This is a genomic window from Lysobacter sp. Root916 (assembly GCF_001429785.1).
Classification (GTDB): domain Bacteria; phylum Pseudomonadota; class Gammaproteobacteria; order Xanthomonadales; family Xanthomonadaceae; genus Lysobacter.
The window spans coordinates 349,614-369,190 of sequence record NZ_LMJF01000014.1; the positions used below are offsets into that span (position 1 = coordinate 349,614).

At 69.8% G+C, this 19,577-nt stretch carries 24 protein-coding genes; 10 read left to right on the plus strand and 14 right to left on the minus strand.

Annotated elements, in window-relative coordinates; genetic code table 11:
• Positions 1-112 precede the first annotated feature (112 nt).
• The 7 genes from ASE35_RS21340 to ASE35_RS16420 all read left to right on the plus strand — a co-directional run bounded on the left by ASE35_RS21340 (position 113) and on the right by ASE35_RS16420 (position 4,751).
• Positions 113-280 carry a hypothetical protein gene (locus tag ASE35_RS21340; RefSeq protein ID WP_157489522.1) on the plus strand — a complete coding sequence of 56 codons (168 nt, stop codon included), beginning with the start codon at positions 113-115 and terminating at the stop codon, positions 278-280.
• 81 nt (positions 281-361) lie between these two features.
• Positions 362-502 (plus strand): hypothetical protein, encoded by a 141-nt coding sequence (locus ASE35_RS21345; RefSeq protein ID WP_157489523.1) that lies wholly within the window; start codon positions 362-364, stop codon positions 500-502.
• Between the two features lie 11 nt (positions 503-513).
• Complete coding sequence (locus tag ASE35_RS21350) at positions 514-678, plus strand: hypothetical protein (protein WP_157489524.1); 165 nt, start codon at positions 514-516, stop codon at positions 676-678.
• A gap of 77 nt (positions 679-755) precedes the next feature.
• Positions 756-2,891, plus strand: a complete 2,136-nt coding sequence (locus tag ASE35_RS16410; protein ID WP_057164515.1) for a peptidase domain-containing ABC transporter — start codon at positions 756-758, stop codon at positions 2,889-2,891.
• Complete coding sequence (locus ASE35_RS16415) at positions 2,888-4,132, plus strand: HlyD family efflux transporter periplasmic adaptor subunit (protein WP_057164516.1); 1,245 nt, start codon at positions 2,888-2,890, stop codon at positions 4,130-4,132. The genes ASE35_RS16410 and ASE35_RS16415 overlap by 4 nt, the downstream gene beginning before the upstream one ends.
• Positions 4,133-4,278: 146 nt before the next feature.
• Positions 4,279-4,446: a hypothetical protein gene (locus ASE35_RS21355; protein WP_157489525.1), complete on the plus strand. Its 168-nt coding sequence runs from the start codon at positions 4,279-4,281 to the stop codon at positions 4,444-4,446.
• Between the two features lie 104 nt (positions 4,447-4,550).
• Complete coding sequence (locus tag ASE35_RS16420) at positions 4,551-4,751, plus strand: hypothetical protein (RefSeq protein ID WP_056177326.1); 201 nt, start codon at positions 4,551-4,553, stop codon at positions 4,749-4,751.
• A gap of 84 nt (positions 4,752-4,835) precedes the next feature.
• Here the strand turns inward: ASE35_RS16420 and ASE35_RS16425 are convergent, their stop codons facing one another.
• The 3 genes from ASE35_RS16425 to ASE35_RS16435 all read right to left on the minus strand — a co-directional run bounded on the left by ASE35_RS16425 (position 4,836) and on the right by ASE35_RS16435 (position 6,646).
• The gene (locus ASE35_RS16425) at positions 4,836-5,408 is read right to left on the minus strand and encodes a cysteine hydrolase family protein (protein ID WP_056177324.1); all 573 of its coding nucleotides are present in this window, start codon (positions 5,406-5,408) and stop codon (positions 4,836-4,838) included.
• A 20-nt stretch (positions 5,409-5,428) separates the two neighbouring features.
• Positions 5,429-5,800 carry a hypothetical protein gene (locus ASE35_RS16430; RefSeq protein WP_057161644.1) on the minus strand — a complete coding sequence of 124 codons (372 nt, stop codon included), beginning with the start codon at positions 5,798-5,800 and terminating at the stop codon, positions 5,429-5,431.
• An 81-nt stretch (positions 5,801-5,881) separates the two neighbouring features.
• Positions 5,882-6,646, minus strand: a complete 765-nt coding sequence (locus tag ASE35_RS16435; protein ID WP_056177320.1) for a rhomboid family intramembrane serine protease — start codon at positions 6,644-6,646, stop codon at positions 5,882-5,884.
• A gap of 138 nt (positions 6,647-6,784) precedes the next feature.
• Between ASE35_RS16435 and ASE35_RS16440 the strand changes: the two genes are divergently transcribed.
• The gene (locus ASE35_RS16440; RefSeq protein WP_056177318.1) at positions 6,785-7,954 is read left to right on the plus strand and encodes a class I SAM-dependent rRNA methyltransferase; all 1,170 of its coding nucleotides are present in this window, start codon (positions 6,785-6,787) and stop codon (positions 7,952-7,954) included.
• Between the two features lie 535 nt (positions 7,955-8,489).
• Here the strand turns inward: ASE35_RS16440 and ASE35_RS16445 are convergent.
• The 3 genes from ASE35_RS16445 to ASE35_RS16455 form a co-directional block, all read right to left on the minus strand.
• Entirely contained in the window at positions 8,490-8,822 is a 333-nt protein-coding gene (locus ASE35_RS16445; protein WP_056177317.1) for a hypothetical protein, read from the minus strand.
• A 114-nt stretch (positions 8,823-8,936) separates the two neighbouring features.
• Positions 8,937-9,635, minus strand: a complete 699-nt coding sequence (locus ASE35_RS16450) for a hydrolase (protein ID WP_200943976.1) — start codon at positions 9,633-9,635, stop codon at positions 8,937-8,939.
• A gap of 28 nt (positions 9,636-9,663) precedes the next feature.
• Positions 9,664-10,599: a DMT family transporter gene (locus tag ASE35_RS16455; protein WP_057164517.1), complete on the minus strand. Its 936-nt coding sequence runs from the start codon at positions 10,597-10,599 to the stop codon at positions 9,664-9,666.
• A gap of 84 nt (positions 10,600-10,683) precedes the next feature.
• Here ASE35_RS16455 and ASE35_RS16460 point away from each other — a divergent pair, with 84 nt between their 5' ends.
• A complete protein-coding gene (locus tag ASE35_RS16460; protein WP_082611326.1) occupies positions 10,684-11,625 on the plus strand; it encodes a LysR family transcriptional regulator in 942 nt (313 codons plus the stop codon).
• Here the strand turns inward: ASE35_RS16460 and ASE35_RS16465 are convergent.
• Positions 11,622-11,984: a hypothetical protein gene (locus tag ASE35_RS16465; RefSeq protein WP_057164518.1), complete on the minus strand. Its 363-nt coding sequence runs from the start codon at positions 11,982-11,984 to the stop codon at positions 11,622-11,624. The genes ASE35_RS16460 and ASE35_RS16465 overlap by 4 nt on opposite strands.
• A 41-nt stretch (positions 11,985-12,025) precedes the next feature.
• The gene (locus tag ASE35_RS16470; protein WP_057164519.1) at positions 12,026-12,550 is read right to left on the minus strand and encodes a hypothetical protein; all 525 of its coding nucleotides are present in this window, start codon (positions 12,548-12,550) and stop codon (positions 12,026-12,028) included.
• A 121-nt stretch (positions 12,551-12,671) separates the two neighbouring features.
• On the opposite strand from ASE35_RS16470, the gene rmuC reads away from it, so the two are divergent.
• A complete protein-coding gene (rmuC, locus tag ASE35_RS16475) occupies positions 12,672-14,027 on the plus strand; it encodes a DNA recombination protein RmuC (RefSeq protein ID WP_057164520.1) in 1,356 nt (451 codons plus the stop codon).
• A gap of 598 nt (positions 14,028-14,625) precedes the next feature.
• Here rmuC and ASE35_RS16480 read toward each other — a convergent pair.
• The 6 genes from ASE35_RS16480 to ASE35_RS16505 all read right to left on the minus strand — a co-directional run bounded on the left by ASE35_RS16480 (position 14,626) and on the right by ASE35_RS16505 (position 19,122).
• Entirely contained in the window at positions 14,626-15,957 is a 1,332-nt protein-coding gene (locus ASE35_RS16480) for a VacJ family lipoprotein (protein WP_343123523.1), read from the minus strand.
• A 74-nt stretch (positions 15,958-16,031) separates the two neighbouring features.
• The gene (locus tag ASE35_RS16485; protein WP_056177307.1) at positions 16,032-16,313 is read right to left on the minus strand and encodes an STAS domain-containing protein; all 282 of its coding nucleotides are present in this window, start codon (positions 16,311-16,313) and stop codon (positions 16,032-16,034) included.
• 2 nt (positions 16,314-16,315) lie between these two features.
• Positions 16,316-16,972 carry an ABC transporter substrate-binding protein gene (locus ASE35_RS16490; protein WP_056177305.1) on the minus strand — a complete coding sequence of 219 codons (657 nt, stop codon included), beginning with the start codon at positions 16,970-16,972 and terminating at the stop codon, positions 16,316-16,318.
• On the minus strand, positions 16,969-17,547 hold the full coding sequence (gene mlaD, locus ASE35_RS16495; RefSeq protein WP_056177303.1) for an outer membrane lipid asymmetry maintenance protein MlaD: 579 nt from the start codon (positions 17,545-17,547) through the stop codon (positions 16,969-16,971). The genes ASE35_RS16490 and mlaD overlap by 4 nt, the downstream gene beginning before the upstream one ends.
• Before the next feature lie 37 nt (positions 17,548-17,584).
• A complete protein-coding gene (locus ASE35_RS16500) occupies positions 17,585-18,334 on the minus strand; it encodes an MlaE family lipid ABC transporter permease subunit (RefSeq protein ID WP_056177300.1) in 750 nt (249 codons plus the stop codon).
• Entirely contained in the window at positions 18,334-19,122 is a 789-nt protein-coding gene (locus ASE35_RS16505; RefSeq protein ID WP_056177298.1) for an ATP-binding cassette domain-containing protein, read from the minus strand. Before ASE35_RS16505 ends, ASE35_RS16500 begins: the two co-directional genes overlap by 1 nt.
• Positions 19,123-19,577: the final 455 nt, after the last annotated feature.

Genomic DNA, 19,577 nt, shown 5'->3' on the forward strand with positions numbered 1-19,577 from the left:
ATACGCCGGCCGCTATCGGGTCGCATGCCGGTGTCGGGTTTTCGCCCGGCCTTACGAACTAGGGATCACGGGCCGGCGATCGGCGCCGCACCACCTCACCGGAGACAAGACGATGCGAGTACTGGAACCGCAACACCGGGCGGCCGTCGGCGGCGGCCGCGGCGTGGACGAACAAGGGCGCGACTGCACCGACCCCGGCCATGTGCTCAAGCCGGCGCCGCGCGACGGCGGCGCGCCGGTCCAAACCCCGCCGACGTCGGCAACGCTGAGCGCGCGCTGACATCGGTACGGCCGCGGACGCAGGGACGCGACCCGGTCACCCCGCGCAAGGAACGCACCCTCATCCAGCAAGGAGCCAACGATGCACACCCTTCATCCGCAACAGCTGCAGCAAGTCGCCGGCGGCGGCGACCAGGACACCATCCGTATCGTCAAGCCGCAGAATCCGCCGCCCACCGACACGGTGCGCCTGCCGGAAGTGATCATCATCGATAAGAAGTGAGGCGCCGGATCATGAAAGAACTCGATCGCAAACAGCTGGACGCCGTCGCCGGCGGCGTGATCACCGATCCGGCAACCGGAGGCACCTGCACCGACCCCCGCCCGCCGTTCCCGTTCCCGCGTCCGCAACCGTCGCCGTGGCCGCCGACGCAGCCCGGTCCGGTGTACGCGCTGTAAGCCCGCACGCAGCGGGCGGCCGTCGCGGCCGCCCGTTGCGATCTTCGTTCGTCGCCTCAATCGCGGGCTCCCGCCGCATGAACGCCAAGCGCGCCATCGTCCAATCCGAAGCCGCCGAGTGCGGCCTGGCCTGTCTGGCGATGATCGCCGCCCATCACGGCTACGCCGTGGGCCTGCGCGAATTGCGCCGGCGTTACCCCATGTCGCTCAAAGGCGCGCATCTGGGCCAGCTGATCGACACCGCCGCGCAACTGGGCCTGCAGGGCCGGCCGCTGCGCCTGGAGCTGGACGAGCTGCAGCGTCTGCGTATGCCCTGCATCCTGCATTGGGATCTGAACCATTTCGTGGTGCTGACGCGAGTGCGCGGCGAGCGCGTGAGCGTGCTCGACCCGGCGCTGGGCGAACGCAGCCTCACGCGCGCGGAAGTCTCGCGCCACTTCACCGGCGTGGCGCTGGAACTGAGCCCAGGCGTAGCCTTCGAACGCGCGCCCGCGCCGCCCGCGCTGCCGCTGCGCCAGCTGATCGGCCGGGTCCGCGGCCTGTGGCGCTCGCTGGCCTTGCTGTTCGGCCTGTCCGCGGCCTTGCAGGTGTTCGTGCTGATCGCGCCGTTTTTCATGCAGGGCGTGATCGACCAGGTGCTGATCGCGTCCGATCGCGACCTGCTCGCCGTCCTGGGCCTGGCCTTCGCCGCCAGCGTGGTGTTTCAGGCCGCCATCGGCGCGCTGCGCGCGTGGGCCGTGGTCCACCTGTCCACCGCCCTTGGCCTGCAATGGAACGGCAACGTGTTCCGGCACCTGTTGCGGCTGCCGATGAGTTACTTCGGCAAGCGCCACCTGGGCGACGTGATCTCGCGCCTGGGCTCGGTGCACAGCATCCAGCGCGCGTTGTCGACCAGCTTCGTCGAGGCCTTCATCGACGGGCTGATGGCCGCGGCGACCCTGGTCATGTTGCTGGTCTACAGCTGGAAGCTGGCCTTGGTGACCCTGCTGACGGTGGCGGCCTATCTGGCGCTGCGCACGGCGGCGTTCCCGGCGATGCGCGACGGCACCGAACGCCAGTTGATCGCCGGCGCGCGCCAGCAGAGCTACCTGCTCGAGTCGGTGCGCGGCCTGCAATCGCTGAAGCTGGCCGGCCGCGAGGCCGGGCGCGCGGCCGCGTACGCCAACCTGATGCACGCGACCAGCGACCGCGAGGTCTGGCTGGCGCGGCTGGGTCTGGGCTTCAACGGAATCAACCAGCTGCTGTTCGGTTTCGAGCGCGTGCTGGTGATCTGGCTCGGCGCGGGCATGGCCATGGACAACCTGTTCTCGGTGGGCATGCTGATCGCCTACCTGAGCTACAAGGATCAGTTCTCCGCGCGCGTGGCCGGGCTGATCGACAAGGGCGTGGAACTGCGCATGCTGCGTCTGCACGGCGAGCGTCTGGCCGACATCGTGCTGGAGCCGCCCGAACGCGAAGCGCGCGAGCGCGCGCAGGCGGCGGTTCCGGCCGATGGCGCGATCGAGGTGGACGGCCTGGGTTATCGCTATGCCGACGGCGAACCCTGGGTGCTGCGCGACTGCGCGCTGCGCATCGGCGCCGGCGAATCGGTGGCTATCGTCGGCGCCTCCGGCTGCGGCAAAACCACCCTGGTCAAACTGATGCTGGGTTTGGCGGTGCCGCAGGAAGGCACGGTGCGCGTAGGCGGCCAGGACATCGCCGCGATCGGTCTGCGCGACTATCGGGCGACGCTGGGCGTGGTGATGCAGGACGACCAGCTGTTCGCCGGCAGCATCGCCGACAACATCGCCTTCGAAGAGGATGCCGATCCGGCACGGGTGGAGCAGGCCGCGCGCCTGGCCTGCGTGCACGAGGACATCGTCGCCATGCCGATGGGCTACCACAGCCTGATCGGCGACATGGGCAGCAGCCTGTCCGGCGGGCAGAAGCAGCGCATCGTGCTGGCGCGCGCCTTGTATCGGCGGCCCAGCATCCTGTTTCTGGACGAAGCCACCAGTCACTTGGACGTGCACAGCGAGCGCCTGGTCAATCAGGCCATCGCCGGCCTGGCGCTGACACGGGTGGTGATCGCGCACCGTCCCGAAACCATCGCCAGCGCCGACCGCGTGCTAGTGATGGAGCGCGGACGCATCGTCGAAGAGTACCGGCCGCAGGAGCGCGTGCTGGCGCTGGCCGAGCGTCGCGAGCCGGCGCCGGCGGGAGCGCCGCGATGAGTGCGGATCTGTTCCGGCCCGAGGCCGTGCAGGCGCAGCGCGGCAGCTGGCTGGGTACGGTGTCGCTGCTGCAGCCGCTGCGCCTATGGCTGCTGGCGGCGCTGGCGGTGGCGCTGGCGGCCACGATCCTGGCGTTCCTGGCCTTCGGTCAGTACACGCGCCGCGCCACCGTCGGCGGCGAACTGGTGCCGGACCTGGGCCTGTCCACGGTGCTGGCGCCGGCCGATGGCGTGCTGGCGCGCTCGTTCCCGCAGGAGGGCGAACGCGTGACGGCGGGCAGCGCGCTGGCGCTGGTGCAGATTCCGCGCATCACCGCCGCGGGCGCCGACCTGCACACCGCCGCGGGCGTCGGGATCGAGCGGCGCTTGGACGGATTGCGGCGCCTGGACACCGCGCAGGACGAGCAGATGCAGGCCCAGCGCGACGGCCTGCTGCGGCAGATCCAGGCCTTGCGCCAGGAGCAGGCGCAAACCCGCGCCGAATTGGCCACGCGTACCGAGCAGGTGCGCATCGGCCGCGATACCGTCGGCCGTTACCGTTCGGTGGTGGAGCAGCGCTACGCCAGCGAGCTGCAACTCAGGCAGCAGGAGCAGGCGCTGCTGGAACTGGTCGGCCAGCAGCAGGCGATGCAGCGCCAGGCCAGCCAGTCGCAGCGCGCACTCGCGCAACTGCAGCAAAGCCTGCTGGAACTGCCGGCGCAGCGCGCGCAGCAGCGCGCCGAGCACCAGCAGCTTCTGGCGCAACTGCAACACGAACGCCTGCTGCAGGACGCCAGCGGCGAGCTGATGATCAAGGCGCCGGTGCCGGGTCTGGTCGCCAGCCGCCTGGTCGAACCCGGGCAGGCCGTGAAGGCCGGCCAGCCGCTGTTGAGCCTGCTACCCAGCGGCTCCGAACTGCAGGCGCAGCTGTGGGTGCCCAGTTCCGCCATCGGCTTCGTCGCGCCCGGCGATCGCGTGCTGTTGCGCTACCGCGCGTTCCCGTACCAGAAGTTCGGTCAGCACCGCGGCCGAGTGCTGCGGGTCTCGCGCAGCGCGGTCGCGGCCGGGGCGGACGCGGCGCAGGGCGAGAACGCCTACCGCGTGGTCGTGGCCCTGGAGCGGCAATCGATCCTGGCCTACGGCCGGGCGGAAGCGCTGCGTCCGGGCATGCGCCTGGACGCGGACATCCTGGGCGAGCGCCGCCGCTTGTACGAGTGGCTGCTGGAACCGCTGTATTCGGTGCGCGGCCGCATCGGCGCATGAGCGCGCAGGCGCCGTGTCGGGTTTTGCCTCGCCGCTACGAACTGAATAACGGCCGATGTCGCCGGCGCGGTCAGCGCCGCGCTCGCGAACCCGGCCGCGTCGCGCAAGGTTGCGCGGCCGCTACCACTCAACGAAGGAATACACCGATGAAGTCCATCGACACGCAGGACCTGCGCCGCATCGCCGGCGGCCAGGGCATCGACACCACCATCGTCAAGCCCAAGCCGCCGGTCGACACCACCCGTCCGCCGCCGCTGCCCAATCCGATCCCCGTGCCCCCCGGCCCGGACAAGGAAACCGAAATCTTGAAGTAAACCGCGGCGGTATCGCCCCGGATCCGCGCCGCACGTCCTCCGGGCGTGCGGCGCGCACGCAGCGCTTCGCGCGAGCTGCCATCGCATCGCACAAAGGACCGATCATGAAAACGCTGGACCCGCACAGCCTGCCTCTGGTCGCAGGCGGCAACCGCTACGACAACACCAAGGAGGTGCTGGCCACGATGAAGCCGGCCTCGATGCTGTACCCGGCCCCGGTGAATCCGCCGCCGCCGCTGGAACACCCGCCCGTGCTCACGCCGCACGACGATCCGGACCAAGAGACCGAGCGGCCGCCGCAGTAGGCGCGGTTGCGGCCTGGCGATGGCGTGGCCACCGATACGCGCTGTGCGCGTACCGTCGGAATCAATGGGCCGGGTCGGCCCGTGTCAGCCGCGCGTCCCGCGCGTGGTCGGCCGCTCGAGCCGTTCGAACTGGATCTGCGCGCTGTCGAGCGCGCGGATCTCGACGCCGAAGCTGACGATGTCCGACAGGGTGACGTTGTGATGCTCGCGGATGCGCGCGGCGGTGAGGTGCGGCTTGTCGTGGGTGGTGTGGGCGTCGGCGGCCAGGGTCACCGGATAGCCCAGCGCGGCGGCGCGGCGGGTGGTGGTGTCGACGCAGAAATCGCTGGCGTAGCCGCCGATCACCAGGTGGTCGACGTCCAGCGACTGCAGCAGGCTTTCCAGCGAGGTGCGCAGGAAGGCGTCGGGCGAGGTCTTGCCGACGATCAGGTCGTCGTCGTGGACGTCGAGCTGGGCCTGGAACGCCCAGCCGGGCGCGCCCGGTTCCAGCAGGGTGCCGATGCGTTCGTGACGTATGAAGATCACCGGCGTGCCGGCGTCGCGCGCCCGCGCGATCAGCGCGTTCAGGCGCGCGATCACGGCGTCGGCGTCGTCCGGGCGCGGTTCGCCGTCGAACAGGCCGCTTTGCACGTCGATCACCAGCAGGGCGCAGGTCATGGCCGATTCGCTCGCCGCGCTCAGGGCGAGCGCCAGGTGCCGCCCGCGCTTTCGCAGCTGCGCTGGGTGACCACCAGCGTCTGCGCGTTGCGGCCGTAGTAGTAGGTGCGCACCTTGCGCCCCATCGGGTTCTCGCAGATGCCCTGCGGGTCGGCCGGGCAGGCGCCGCTGACGGTGGCGGTGGCGTTGCCGCCGACCGACTTGATCGAGGCGGCGTTGGATTCGCACTGCATCTTGTAGGCGCCGTCCGGGCTGGCCGCGTCGACTTCGCTGCAGTCGGTGAAGGACATGCCGGACAGCTGGCCCTGGATCAGGCAGGCGCCCTTGGCGGCGACGAGCGGGCTGGCGAGCAGCAGGGCGCTCAGCACCAGGGCACGGGAAACGAAGCGCATCGGGCGGATCCTTGTGGCCGCAAGGGCTGCGGTCGATGCGCCACTCTAGCCTGCCGCCGCGACCGGGTTAAGCCGGGGTCTTCACGGTTCGCGCCGCGGCGGAAATCGCAGGACCACGCCCTGCTCCGGATCGGGGCGGTTCCACAGCACCGGCACCTCGCGCGGGCTGGGCGGTTCCAGTTCGTCGTTGGCCGGCACCATGCTGTCTTCCTCGTCCTCCCAGCTGTAGCGCTTGCGCGGCGGCAAGGGGTCGCTGCGGCGGAACAGGAAGGCCGCGATCACGCCCGCGACCGCGCCGCCCAGGTGGGCCTGCCAGGAAATGCCGGGTTCGCGCGGCAGGATGGTCAGCAGCATGCCGCCGTAGAACATGAAGGCGATCATGGCCGCGGCGATCGAAGGCCGGTCGCGACGCAGCAGGCCCAGCACGAACACCAGGAACATCAGGCCGTGGGTCAGGCCGCTGGCGCCGAGGTGATGGCTGCCGGCGCTGCCCAGCAGCCAGGCGCCCAGGCCCGAGCCCAGCCAGATCAGCGGCAGGGCGCGCAGGGTCGCGCGCGGGTAGACCCCGCCGGCCAGCAGGCCCAGCATCAGCAGCGAGATCGCATTGGTGGCCAGGTGCTCGATCGAACCGTGCAGCAGCGGCGCGGTCAGCAGGCCCAGCAGGCCCTCCAGCGACCAGGGCTGGACCGACCAGGCGCCGACGTCGAACTGGCCCTGTGCGCTGTAGACGGCCGCCAGTACCAGCACGAAGGCCAGGCTGGCGTTGAGGGCGCGCACGAAACGGCCGCGGTCGGCCGCGCGCTGGGCGGGGGTGTCGGGCGGGGCATCGGGAGTGGGCAGGTGCATGTTTGCGAGATTGGCACCGCCGGGCGCGAATACAAGCCGGGCGAGGCGGGCCAGTTTGTCCCGCCGATGGGACGCGCGGGCCGGCGCGCGCCGCAGCCAAACCCCCGGAGCCGCGTCCAACCCGCGTAAAATGCGGCGATGAACAACGATCTGCCTACCGTACGCCTCAAGAACGCCTGGAAATCCACCCATCCCTGGATCTTCCAGCGCCTGGTCGACAAGCCCGCCCAGCGCCCCAAACCCGGCTCCATCGTCGACGTCGTCGGCGTCGACGGCGTGTGGATCGGCCGCGGGTTCTACAACGGCCATTCGCGCATCGCCCTGCGCATGCTCGACAACGACCCCGACGCGACCATCGACGCCGACTGGTTCGCGCGCAAGATCGCCGCCGCGGTCTCGCTGCGCCGCGACGTGCTGCGCCTGGACGAGGTCAGCGACGCCTGGCGCGTGGTCCACAGCGAAGGCGACGGCCTCAGCGGCCTGGTCGTCGATCGCTACGGCGATCTGCTGGTGGTCGAATACTTCAGCGCCGGCGCCTTCCGTTACCGCGAATGGATCTACGACGCCCTGCGCGCGCAGTTCCCGGGCTGCCGCTTCTACGCCTTCGCCGACGAGCACGTGCAAAAGCAGGAAAGCTTCGACTTCCGCGGCACCGAGGCGGTGCCGCCGGCCACGATTACCGAATACGGCATCCGTTTCCGCGCCGACCCGGCCGGCGCGCACAAGACCGGTTTCTTCGCCGACCAGCGCGAGAACCGCGAGTGGCTGTCGCGTCAGGTCGCCGGCAAGCGCGTGCTCGACCTGTGCTGCAACACCGGCGGTTTCGGCGTTTACGCCAAGGCGCGCGGCGCCGAGGAAGTGATCGGCGTGGACATCGACGCCGACGTGATCAACATCGCCAAGGCCAACGCCAAGCTCAACAACGCCCACGTCAAGTTCGTCCAGGCCGACATCTTCCCCTACCTGCGCGACATGGGTAACGCGGGCGAGCGCTTCGACGTGGTGATCCTGGACCCGGCCAAGATGACCCGCGACCGCGAGCAGGTGATCCCGGCGCTGAAGAAGTACCTGGACATGAACAAGCTGGCCCTGGGCGTGGTCAAACCCGGCGGCCTGTTCGCGACCTTCTCCTGCACCGGCCTGGTCAGCGAGGAGCAGTTCCTCGACATGATCCGCCGCGCGGCGTTCTACGCCGGCCGCACCGTGCAGGTGCTGAAAGTCTCCGGCGCCGGCGCCGACCACCCCTGGCTGGCCCAGGTGCCCGAGTCGCGCTACCTCAAGGCGGTGTTCTGCCGCGTCCTGGACTGACCGACCGCGCCGCGCCTGCTGCTACCGGCAGGGGTGGCGCAGCCCTCGCGCCCTGTTGGAGCGGCGAAAGCCGCGACCGCGAAAACCGCACGACGACTACCACTCGCCCGCCCCCTGTAGGAGCGGCGTGAGCCGCGACTACGAAAACCGCACGACGACGATCTCTCGCTTCCGCTTTCGTAAGAGCGACCGCGGCCCTCGCTTCCTGTGGGAGCGGCGTGAGCCGCGATCGCCCGACGCGGTGCACGCGCGATGGTGAGAGCCGCGGCCGCGCGCCTTGTCGCGATCGCGGCTCACGCCGCTCCCACAGAAAGCATCACCGGCATCGCGGCTCACGCCGCTCCCACAGAAGGCACCACGGGCATCGCGGTTCACGCCGCTCCCACAGAAGGCACCACGGGCATCGCGGCTCACGCTGCTCCCACAGAAGGCATCACGGGCATCGCGGCTCACGCTGCTCCCTCAGAAAGCATCACGGGCATCGCGGCTCGCGCCGCTCCCACAGCAAGCGCCGCAGGCGCGGCCGCGCGCGCCGCTAGGTCGCCAGCGCGTAACTCGCCACCGCCACCGCCAGCGATACGCCCGCCACCGCCAACGACACCAAACTCAAACGCCGCGCGCGGCGCAGGCGCTGCTCCAGCGTCATCGACGCTTCCTGCAGCGTGGCCAGGGTCTTCTGCATCTCCGCGGCCAGCACCTTGATCGACTCGGCGTTCTGCGCGGCCACGTCCTGCAGCTCGGTGATCTGCACCGCGACCACATCGGAAACAGCGGCGTTGGTCTGCTGCGGCGCGCGCGTGAAGTAGGGCCGCGCCAGGCGCAGGATTTCGGGGATCAAGGGGGCGGCGACGGTGAACCAAGCGGCCATGACGACTCCGGGCGGCGAGCGTGGACTGCGCCGCGATTGCTAAGGAAGCCGTCACTGTAACGCCGACGGCCGCAACGCCGTGTGGCGATGCGGCCGTCGAGCGCGCGCGGGCGCTTACTTGCGCGGCGCGACCATGGACTGGTGGTAGTCGATGCCCTGGCCCCAGCCGCCGCCGTGTTCCTGGGCGATCTTCTGCACCTGCGCGCCGGTGTTGCCGCGCGCCCAATCGCCCTGCCATTCCAGCATCACCGCCATCCAGGTCACCGGCACCGCGCCGGCCTGGATCATGCGCTGCACCGCCATCTCGTGCGATTCGCGATTGACGTCGCCGCTGGCGTCGACTACCACGTACACCTCGTAGCCGTCCTTGAGCGCCGACAGCACCGGCAGGGTCACGCAGCTGTCGGTCCACAAGCCGCTGACCAGCAGCTTCTTGCGCCCCGTGGCCGCGATCGCCGCACGCAGGCGCGGTTCCTGCCAGGCGTCGATCGAGGTGCGATCGAACGGCGTCAGTTCCGGACGCGCGTCGGTGAGCTGGCGGAAGAACGGGCCACCGAAACGCTGCGCGCTGATGGTGGCGTAGAAGGTCGGCACCTCGAAGGCCTTGGCGGCCTTGCTCAACCCGACCGCGTTGTTGATCAGCTCCAGCACCGGGATCGACTGCACCGAGAACACGAACTGCGGTTGGTAGTCGACCATCAGCACCGCGCTGTTGTCGCGCGTGAGCGGGTCGCGCAGATCGGCGTGGGCGGGCGCGGCGGCGAACAGGGCGAACATCGAAAGCAGGGCGGTACGGACTGGCGAGAGACGCATGACGGGATTCCGAGTGGAGGGTGGGGATTCAGCGCGCGCCGTTCAGAGCGGGCAGCGCGGCATTGGCGGGGACCGCCGCAGGGGCGGCGACGACGCGACGGTTGGCCAGCACGACGCCGGCGAACACCAGCGCCAGCGCCGGCACGAAGCTCCAGCCCAGGCGCTCGCCGAACAGCACGGCGCCCCAGACCACGCCGGTCAGCGCGATCACGTAGCCGATCTGGCTGTAGGCGACGGAGTCGGCGATGCGTTGCAAGGCGGCGGCGGCGACGTTGGCCGACAGGGTGACCAGCACCATCGCCAGCAGCAGCGGCCAGGACGCGGCCAACTGCTCGACGCTCGCGCGCTGGCCGCTCACCGCGATCAGCGGCAGCACCGCCAGCGCCTGCACCAGCATCGTGCCGGCGCTGGACATCGGCGCGCTGAGGCCGGTCGGCCAATGACGGCTGCGGTAGACGTTGCCGATCGCCAGCAGCACCGGCACGCCCAGGGCCACGGTCAGCGCCAGCGCCTGCTCGGCCTCGACCGCTTTCGCGCGCGGCACCAGCACCAGCAGCACGCCGAGCAGGCCCAGGCCGGTGCCCAGCATCGCGGTCGGGGACGGCCAGCGGCGTTCGACCAGGGCGTTGAACAGCGAGGTGAACATCGGCGATAGCGTGACCACCACGGTGAAGATGCCGGCCGGGATGCGCGCCAGCACCCAGTTGCCGAGCAGGGCCGAGCCGGCCACCGCGATCAGGGCGGCGATCAGGTAGAAGCGGCGCGAGGCCGGGTCCAGCGGCAGGCGTTCGCCGCGCGCGCGCTGCACCGTCAGCAGCACCGCGGCGGCACCCGCGGTCTGGATCAGGGAAACAATCAACGGGCTGAGGCCGCGCCCCAGCAGCAGCTTGCTGATCACGAAGATGGCGCCGACCAGGCTGCCGGCCAGCAGAGTGAGGACTAGGCGCTTCGTGGTGAGGTTCATGGCGTCGTACCGGTGGGGACGAGGCCAAGTTACGGATTCCGGGCCTGCGGATAATCGGCCCGGACGTGGTTAAACTGTTTCCCCATGTCAACAATCCCTCAGGGGCGCCTCCCCGTCCCCGACCTCGCCGGCCTGCTCGCCTTCCTGCGCGTGGCCGAGCTGGGCAGCTTCGTGCGCGCGGCCGACGCCCTGGGCCTGTCCAAGGCCGCGGTCAGCAAGCAGGTCTCGGCGCTGGAAGGGCGGCTGGGCACGCGCCTGCTGCACCGGACCACGCGCCGGCTCAGCCTGACCGAGGCCGGCCAGGCCTATCTGCGCCATGCCCAGTCGGCCTTCGCCGAGGCGCGCGCGGCCGAGGATGCCGTCGCCGGCACCGGCGAAGTGGTGCAGGGCCGGTTGCGGGTGTCGGTGCCGATGAGCTTCGGCGTGCTGCATGTCGCCCCGCACGTGGGCGACTTCCTCACCAAGTACCCGCAGATCGACATGGACCTGCAGCTGGACGACCGCCCCACCGACCTGGTGATGGAAAGCCAGGACCTGGCGATCCGTCTGGGCCGGCTGGAAGCGTCCAGCCTGGTGGCGCGCACGATCTCCTACAGCCGCGTCTGGCTATGCGCCTCGCCCGAATACCTGCGGCGGCGCGGCCACCCCCAGCGCCCCGACGAACTGCCCGCGCACGACTGCCTGCATTTCAGCCTGGCCGCGACCGGCCGCACCTGGGAGCTGCGCAACGGCGACGAGGTCGTGCGTGTGGCCTTGGGCGCGCGCCTGGATGCGAACTCCAGCCTGGCCCTGAAAGCCGCGGTGCTGTCCGGCGCCGGCATCGCGCGCATCCCCGAGTTCGCCATCGCCGACGAGATCCGCGACGGCCGCATGCAGCGCGTGCTGCCGCACTGGGAGATCGCCGGTTTGGACGTGCACGCGGTGATGCCGGAGCGGCGCTACGTGCCGGCCAAGGTACGCGCGTTCGTGGAGTTTTTGGAGGCGCGGTGGAAGCAGAATCCGGGCTGGCTAGGCGCGACGCGCTAGCGAACGGCGGTGGTCTTGGCTTCGTCCAGCGACCGCCCGCAGTGCGCGCAGTAGCGGATGTGCGCATTGAGGATGAAGAACGCCCAGCTTGGGCCGTGCGCGCGCGCGAGGCGGAACTTGCAATGAGGGCAGCGGATGAACAGCACGACCACCAGCTCGATGACGACAAGGGCAAACACGCCTGACAGCAGCGCCGCCCACCAGTAGTCGAAGCACCAGGCCACGAATGCCGATTCGCCGCCGGGTTTGCCAAAGAAGACCACCAGGCAGGCCGTCAAGGCCGGCATCATCACGGCCACTTTGATCGCAAGGCCGATGCGCGCGGTCTGGGTCAGGCGTTGGCGCGTAGTCGAGGTCATGGCGTTCCAGCGTAGTGGCGGACATAGCGTTGCGACAACGATCAGGCCTCGGATTTCGCGGCCGGAGCCTTCGTGCACTTCTCGTCGATGATCGGTGTCATGTACTGCTTGAGCTTGCCGGCCGTCTGCTGCTCCAGCAACGTGTCCAGATACGCGATGCGCGACTGCGGCTGTTTCGTCAGTACGGCGCTATAGGCGCGCAGCATGCTTTCGACGCCGGCCAATTGCGGCGCGCCAGGATCCTTATCGTCCGGGTGCCCGATCTGATAGGCGCCGTTGCCGAACATCTGCTGCAGCACGTAAATGCCGGCATTCGGCGCGCGGTCGTCCTTGACCAGGGGGCTTACGACGTCGCAGACCACGACGGTGTGATCGGGCGTCTGCATCAGCCAATCCAGCAACCAGGCGCGCATGGAATTGTCCGTATCGCCCAGCGGGTCGCGCTCCAGCGCCTGGGTCAGGCGGATCATTTTGGCGCTGTCGGACTCCGCGGCCGGCTCGGCGGCCTGCGCCGCGGTCCCCAGGCATGCGATCGACAACAGCAGCGCGAGCGACTTGATACGCATGCGGGTTTCCGGCCTTGGACGACGCGGACTGCGACGACGATGCGCGGCACTATCTCAACCCGATCGCCCTCCCGGCAAGCCGCTTCTTAGCCCTTGAGACCCAGCGGGCTACACTGTCGCCATGGCCGAAACCCCGCTGCTGCTGACCCTGTTGTTGATCGCCGTGCTGGTGGCGATCGTGTTGCTGATCGTGCTGTTGCTGCGCAAGCCCGACGGGCGCCTGGAGCAGTCGCTGCGCGAGGAACAGCGCGAGGGGCGCGGAGAATTGCGCCAGCAGCTCGACAGCCTGTCGTCGGCGCAGGAGCAGCGCATCGAGGGCTTCGGCGGCCGCCTCACCGAACTCACCCAGCGTACCGACCAACGCCTGGATCAGCTGGTGGTCACCCTGACCGACGATGCGCGCAAGGGCCGCGGCGAGGCGGCGGAGCTGCAGCAGCGTTTTGCCGAAGGCCTGGGCCAGCGCCTCAACGAGCTCACCCAGCGCAACGAACTGCGCCTGGGCGAGCTGCGCACCACCTTGGAACAGCGTCTGCGCGAGCTGCAGGCCGACAACACCGCCAAGCTCGAGCAGATGCGCGCGACCGTGGACGAGAAGCTGCAGACCACGCTGGAAACGCGCCTGGGCGAATCCTTCCGTCTGGTATCCGAGCGCCTGGAACAGGTCCAGCGCGGCCTGGGCGAGATGCAGCAGCTGGCCAACGGCGTCGGCGACCTCAAGCGCGTGCTGACCAACGTCAAGACCCGCGGCACCTTCGGCGAAGTGCAGCTGGGCGCGCTGCTGGAGCAGGTGCTCACGATCGAGCAATACGACAGCAACGTCGCCACCGTTCCCGGCAGCGGCGAGCGCGTCGAATACGCGGTGCGCCTGCCCGGCACCACGCCGGAACAACCGGTGCGGCTGCCGATCGACGCCAAGTTCCCGCGCGAAGACTACGAGCGCATGCTCGATGCCCAGGACCGCGCCGATCCCGACGCGCTGGCGATCGCCGCCGCCGGCCTGGAGCGTCAGGTCAAGGTCGAAGCCAAGCGCATCCGCGACAAATACCTGGCGCCGCCGCACACCACCGACTTCGCGCTGCTGTTCCTGCCGACCGAAGGCTTGTACGCCGAGGTGCTGCGCCGGCCGGGGCTGTTCGAAACGCTGCAGCGCGATTTCCGCGTCACATTGGTCGGGCCGACCACGTTGCTGGCCTTGCTCAACAGCCTGCAGATGGGCTTCCGCACGCTGGCGATCGAACAGCGCTCCAGCGAAGTCTGGCAGCTGCTGGGCGCGGTCAAGAACGAGTTCGGCAAGTTCGCCGGCGTGCTGGAGAAGACCCGCACGCAGCTGGATACGGTGCGCAACAGCATCGACGCCGCGGGCGTACGCACGCGCGCGATCGAGCGGCAATTGAAGGGCGTGGAGACACTGCCGGCAGACGAGGCGCGGCGGTTGCTGGGGGCGGATGATTTCGCTGAGGGCGACGATGAGACTTGAGCGCGGGCGACGCTCTCAGAAACAAAGCCTCTGATTTCCCTGCTCCCGCTGGCGGGAGCAGGGGCCCGCAGGGCGGGTGAGGGCAGCGACTGAGGTTGGAGTTAAGCGCCTGCGGCGGCCCTCACCCCAACCCACACCCCGGCCCGACCGCACAGCGCTCGGGCGTTCGGCACAGCGTGAGCCAGTGGCTCGCGCCGCGCCTCACCCCGCAAGCGGGAGAGGGGCTCAGTACGCAAAGCCTTTGATTTCCCTCCTCCCGCTTGCGGGAGAAGGTGCCCGCAGGGCGGATGAGGGCAGCGACTGAGGTTGGAGCTAAGCGCCTGCGGCGGCGGCCCTCACCCCAACCCCTCTCCCGCAAGCGGGAGAGGGGCTCAGTACGCAGAGCCTTTGATTTCCCTTCTCCCGCTGGCGGGAGAAGGTGCCCGTAGGGCGGATGAGGGCAGCGGTCGAGGTTGAGGCTGCGCGCTTGCGGCGGCCCTCACCCCAACCCCTCTCCCGCAGGCGGGAGAGGGGCTAGATGGCGTCGGGTCTTTGTTTTCCCTACTCCCAGCGGGAGAGGAGCACATCGCGTGGAATGTTCGACCCGCGCTACTGAGCTTCAACGGTTGTAATTCGCGTCCGTCGGCATCAGCGGCATGGCATCGGCCGGCACGCTGGGGTTGCTGTCGTCGCGCAGGTAGTCCGGCAGGCCCTGGTCTTCGGCGTCCATGCGGTCGCCGAAGATCTGGTAGTCGCGGCGCTGCATCCAGGAATCGCGGACCAGGGTGTAGTCGTCCTCGGCGCCTTCGCGCAGGGCGTCGGTGGGCATCAGCTGGGCGCGCACGTCGACCAGCTGCAGGCCCTGGATCGGGATGCGGATGCGGTCGCGTTCGACCTGGCGCAACGGGCTCAGCGGGGCGTCGCCGACCGCGCCGAAGGCGTCGCGCACGGTGCGCGGGCCGAACAGCGGCAGTTCCAGGTAGCGCGAACGCTTCCAGCCCCAGATGCCCAGGGTCTGGCCGAAGTCCTCGCTGCGATTGGGCAGCTTGGCGTCGCTGGCCGGGTCGAAGATGCCGCCGATGCCGACCGTGCTGTTGAGCGCGAAACGGCCCAGCGACTGCGCGGCCTGCTTGGGCTTGCCCTGCAGCAGGGCGTTGACCGCCGACACCGGCTGGCCGAGGTTGTTGAAGAAGTTGCTCACGCCCAGGCGCACCGGCCGCGGCACCACGCGCACGTAGGCGCGCGCGAGCGGCTTGGCGATGACGCGATCCACCGCGTTGTTGAAGCGGTGCATCTTGCGGTTGTAGCGCTCCCACGGGTCGTAGATGGTCGGCAGCGAGGCCGGCGCGGGCAGCGTCGGGTCGGCGACCGGATCGTATTCCTGCGACTGCGCGCCGTAGAGCGCGTCGAAATCGCGCTCGGCTTGCGTGCGCTGATCGGCCGGACTGGCTACGCCGGCGTCCGCTGCGGCGGTGGCGTCGACGGCCGGGGCCGCGGCCGCGTCCTGGGCCGCCTGCTGCGCGGCTTCCGCCGCTGCCGCCGCGCCGGCCGCGGTCGCGGTGTCGGCCACCGCCTCGATGTCGGCCGGCGTGGAAGCGTCCAGCGCGGAGACGGACGCGTCGTTGGACGCCTGCGCTGCCGCGGTGGCGGAGGCCCTCGCGTCGGCGGCGGCCGCGGCGGCGCGCTGGGCGGCGTCGGCGGCTTCCGCTTCGGCCATGGCGGCCGACCGTGCCTGCGCGGCCGCGTCCGCTTCGGCGGGCGTAGCGGCGGTCGGCTGGGTCGCGCCGTCCTCGATCTTTCGGCGGCAGGCCAGGGCCGCGTCCGCGCTGCCGTCGCCGGCGGCCAGACAGGATTCGAAGGTCTCGCGCTGCTGCGCCGACATCTGTTGTGCGTTGGCGGCCAACGGCAACAGGACGAGGGCGAGAGCGATTACGGGGGTGGGGGAGCGCATGGTCGCAGTCTATTCGCTAAGGGCGGCCCGGCCATGTCCCTGAGGCGATGGCGACCGCAACGGTGTGTTCGGGATCAGCTGGAAAAGCCCAATCCCTCGTCGAGTCGGTACGCGGCACGCAGCTCGGTCAGGCCGGGCGGGGTGCCGATCACGCTTACGCCGGGCGCGCGCGCGGCGAGTTCGGCCAACAGCGCCAGACCGGCGCTGTCGACCTCGCTGACCGCGCTCAGGTCCAGCCGGCGCAGGTCCTTCAACAGCGGCTGCGCCTGCCGCCACAACGCCGCCACCGCCGCGCGCTCGAGCGCGCCGGCGAACACCAGCGCCTCGCCTTCGCGTCGGACCGTGGCCGCGCTCATGCTCAGTTGCCCTGGGCCTGGGCCTGCAGACGGCCGGCCTGGATGTCGGCGGCCACCTGGGGGATGGTCTTCTGCTTGAGCGGGGTGTCGAACTGGTTGCGGAAGGTCTGCACGAAGCTCACGCCTTCCACCATCACGTCGAACACCTTCCAGTTCGCGCCGACCTTGCGCATCAGGTAATCCACCGGCACCGGCTCGCCGCCCTGGCGCAGGTATTCGCTGGACACCTTGACGATGGCGCCGCCGCGCAGCGGAGTCTCGGACTTGATCCGCACCTGCAGCTTGGCGTTGAAGTCCAGCAGCGAGGAACCGTAGCGCTGCATCAGGCTGGTGCTGAGCGCGTCGGCGAACAGCTTGACGTCGGCGTCGGAGGCGCCGCGGCCGTGCGCGCCCAGGACCAGGCGCGCCGCGTAGTCGCGGTCGAACATCTGGTTGAACTCGGTGGCGATGAACTTGCTCAGCGCGCCGCGGTTCTTGGTGAACTCGGCGCGGCGCGCCTCCAGCGTGCTCAGGATGCGGGTGCTGTTGCTCAGCACCATCTGGCTGGGCGATCCGGCCGGCGCGGTCGCGGCCGGTTGCGCGGACTGCGCGAACACGATCGCCGGCGCGGCGGCGAGCAGCGCCGAGGCGATTACGAGGGAAATGAGGTTGCGCTTCATGGCTTGCTCTCGTCGTGGGTGGGGGCGGCGTCGCCCTTGGGGGCATCGCCTTGTAAATACGCCGGCACGTCTTCGGCGGCGGGGGTCGCGGCTTCCTTCTTGTCGCCGCCCTGGGCGCCGCCACCGCTGAACATGTATTTGCCGACCAGCTGGATCAAGTCCACCGCCGGCTGGGTCAGGAAGATCTCGTCGCCGGGCTTGAGCGGCTCCGGATCGCCGCCCGGGGTCAGGCCGATATAGCTCTCGCCCAGTAGGCCGCTGGTGAAGATGCCGGCCGAGGTATCGGCGGGCAGGCCCTTGTACTGGCTATTGATCGCCAGGGTGACCTTGGACTCGAAGGTCTTGGGGTCGAGTTCGATGTTGGCGACCTGGCCCACCGCGACGCCGCCGATCTTGACCGGCGCGTTCGGGCGCAGCGCGCCGATGGTGGTGAAGCGGGCCTTGAGCGCGTAGCTGTCGCCGCCGAAGCCCCACTTGCCGTTGGTGGAGGCGATCGCCAGCACCAGCAGCGAGGCCAGGGCGAGCAACAGGAACGCGCCGACGGCGAATTCGATGCGGGGACTGCGGACGGACATGAGGTGGGTCTCCGAAACTCTATGCGCGGGCGATGCTTTACTTAAACAACAACGCGGACATGACGAAGTTGAACATCAGCACCAGCAAGGACGCGTTGACCACCGCCTTGGTGGTCGCGACCGAGGTGCCTTCGATGGTCGGCTCGGCGTGGTAGCCGACGTAGGCCGCGACCAGCGCCGCGATCGCGCCGAACACGCCCGACTTCAACAGGGCCACGCAGAAGTCGTCGACGAAATCGACGTTGTCCTTCAGCGCCGGCCAGAAATAGCCCGGGTCCAGGCCGATCACGTGCACCGCTTCCAGATAGCTGGCGGCGATCGCGAAGCTGCAGAAGAACCCGGTCAGCAGCGGCACGCTCAGCACCGCGGCCCAGAAGCGCGGCGCGACCGCCTTGCCGACCGGATCGATCGCCATCAGGCCCAGCGCGGTGATCTGGTCGGTCGCGCGCATCAGGCCCAGCTCGGCCGCGATCGAGCTGCCGGCGCGGCCGATGAACAGCAGCGCGGTCAGCACCGGGCCCAGTTCGCGGTACAGCGACAGGCCCAGCAGGGTGCTCAGCGAGTTGCTGGCGCCGAAGGTGGCGAGCGTGCGGTAGCCCTGCAGGGTCAGCACCAGGCCCACGAAAGCGCCGCCAACGGCGATGATCGGCAGCGAACGTGCGCCGATCTTGTAGATTTCGCGAATCAGCTCGCGGAAAAAGTCCGGAGTCGGCTTGGAGGCCCGGAACACCGACAGGGTGAACAGGCCGGCGCGGCCGAGCTGGCGGGTGGCGTCGACGAAGGCCATCACGCGGCCTCCGCCGTGCGCGGCGCGGCATCGAAGGCGATCGGGCCGTCGGGCTGGCCGCGCAGGAACTGCTGCACCAGCGGGTCGCTGCTGGCTTCCAGGTCCGCCGGGGTGCCGGAAAAGACGATGCCGCCGTTGGCGATCACGATGGCGTGGTCGGCCACCGGCAGGGTTTCGTGCACGTGGTGGGTCACGATGATGCTGGTCAGGCCCAGGGTGTCGTTGAGGCGGCGCACCAGGCTCATGACCACGCCCGAGGCGATCGGGTCCAGGCCGGTCAGCGGTTCGTCGTAGATCATCAGCGGCGGGTCCAACGCCAGCGCGCGCGCCAGCGCGACCCGGCGCGCCATGCCGCCGGAGAGTTCGCGCGGATAGGCGTCGGCGGCCGCGCGCAGGCCGACCGCGTTGAGCTTCATCAGCACCAGGCGGCGGATCAGCGCGTCCGGCAGATCGGTATGCGTGCGCAGCGGCAGGGCCACGTTCTCGGCCGCGGTCAGGTCGGTGAGCAAGCCGTTGCCCTGCAGCAGCACGCCCAGGCCCTTGCGCAGTTCGAGCAGCGCGCGCGAGGGCCGCGGCACTTCGCGGCCCAGCACTTCGACCCGGCCTGCGGCCGGCGCGAGTTCGCCGGTCAATGCCGACAGCAGGGTCGACTTGCCGCTGCCCGAGGGGCCCAGCACCGCGACGATGCTGCCGCGCGGCACCGACAGGTTGATGTCGCGCAGCACGGCGCGGCCGCCGCGATCCAGTCGCAGGTCGGTCAGGCGGACGATGGGCGTTTCGGTCGTCATGCTGGGGGGCGTCATCCGGAGAGGTGCGGCCGCACGCGGCCCGCGCGGGGTCGCAAGTTTCGGCAGCTTGGCGGGCTGAGGCTGAACGGGGGATGCAGTGCGGTCATTGTCGCAGGTTCGGCGGCGACGCTACGCAAGGCGGTGTCGTCATCGTGTCGGCCGATCCTGGACGGCCCGGATTAAGAAGGTTTTAAGCGCCGTGTTCCAGCCGGTCGCGTCGCCACCGTCGATCCGTCATCCCCGCGAAGGCGGGGATCCAGTGACTTCAGCGCGTATGCCGGCGTCGTGCGCGAACGGCCGAGACAGATGATTTCCACGGCGCTATGGCGGTCGCGTCGCCAGCGGCAGGTCGACCCAATCACTGGATTCCCGCCTTCGCGGGAATGACGAATCGGGGTGACGCGGGTCGTCGTAGCCAGTCCTGATTCTCCATTCCCCAATCCCGATTCCGGCAA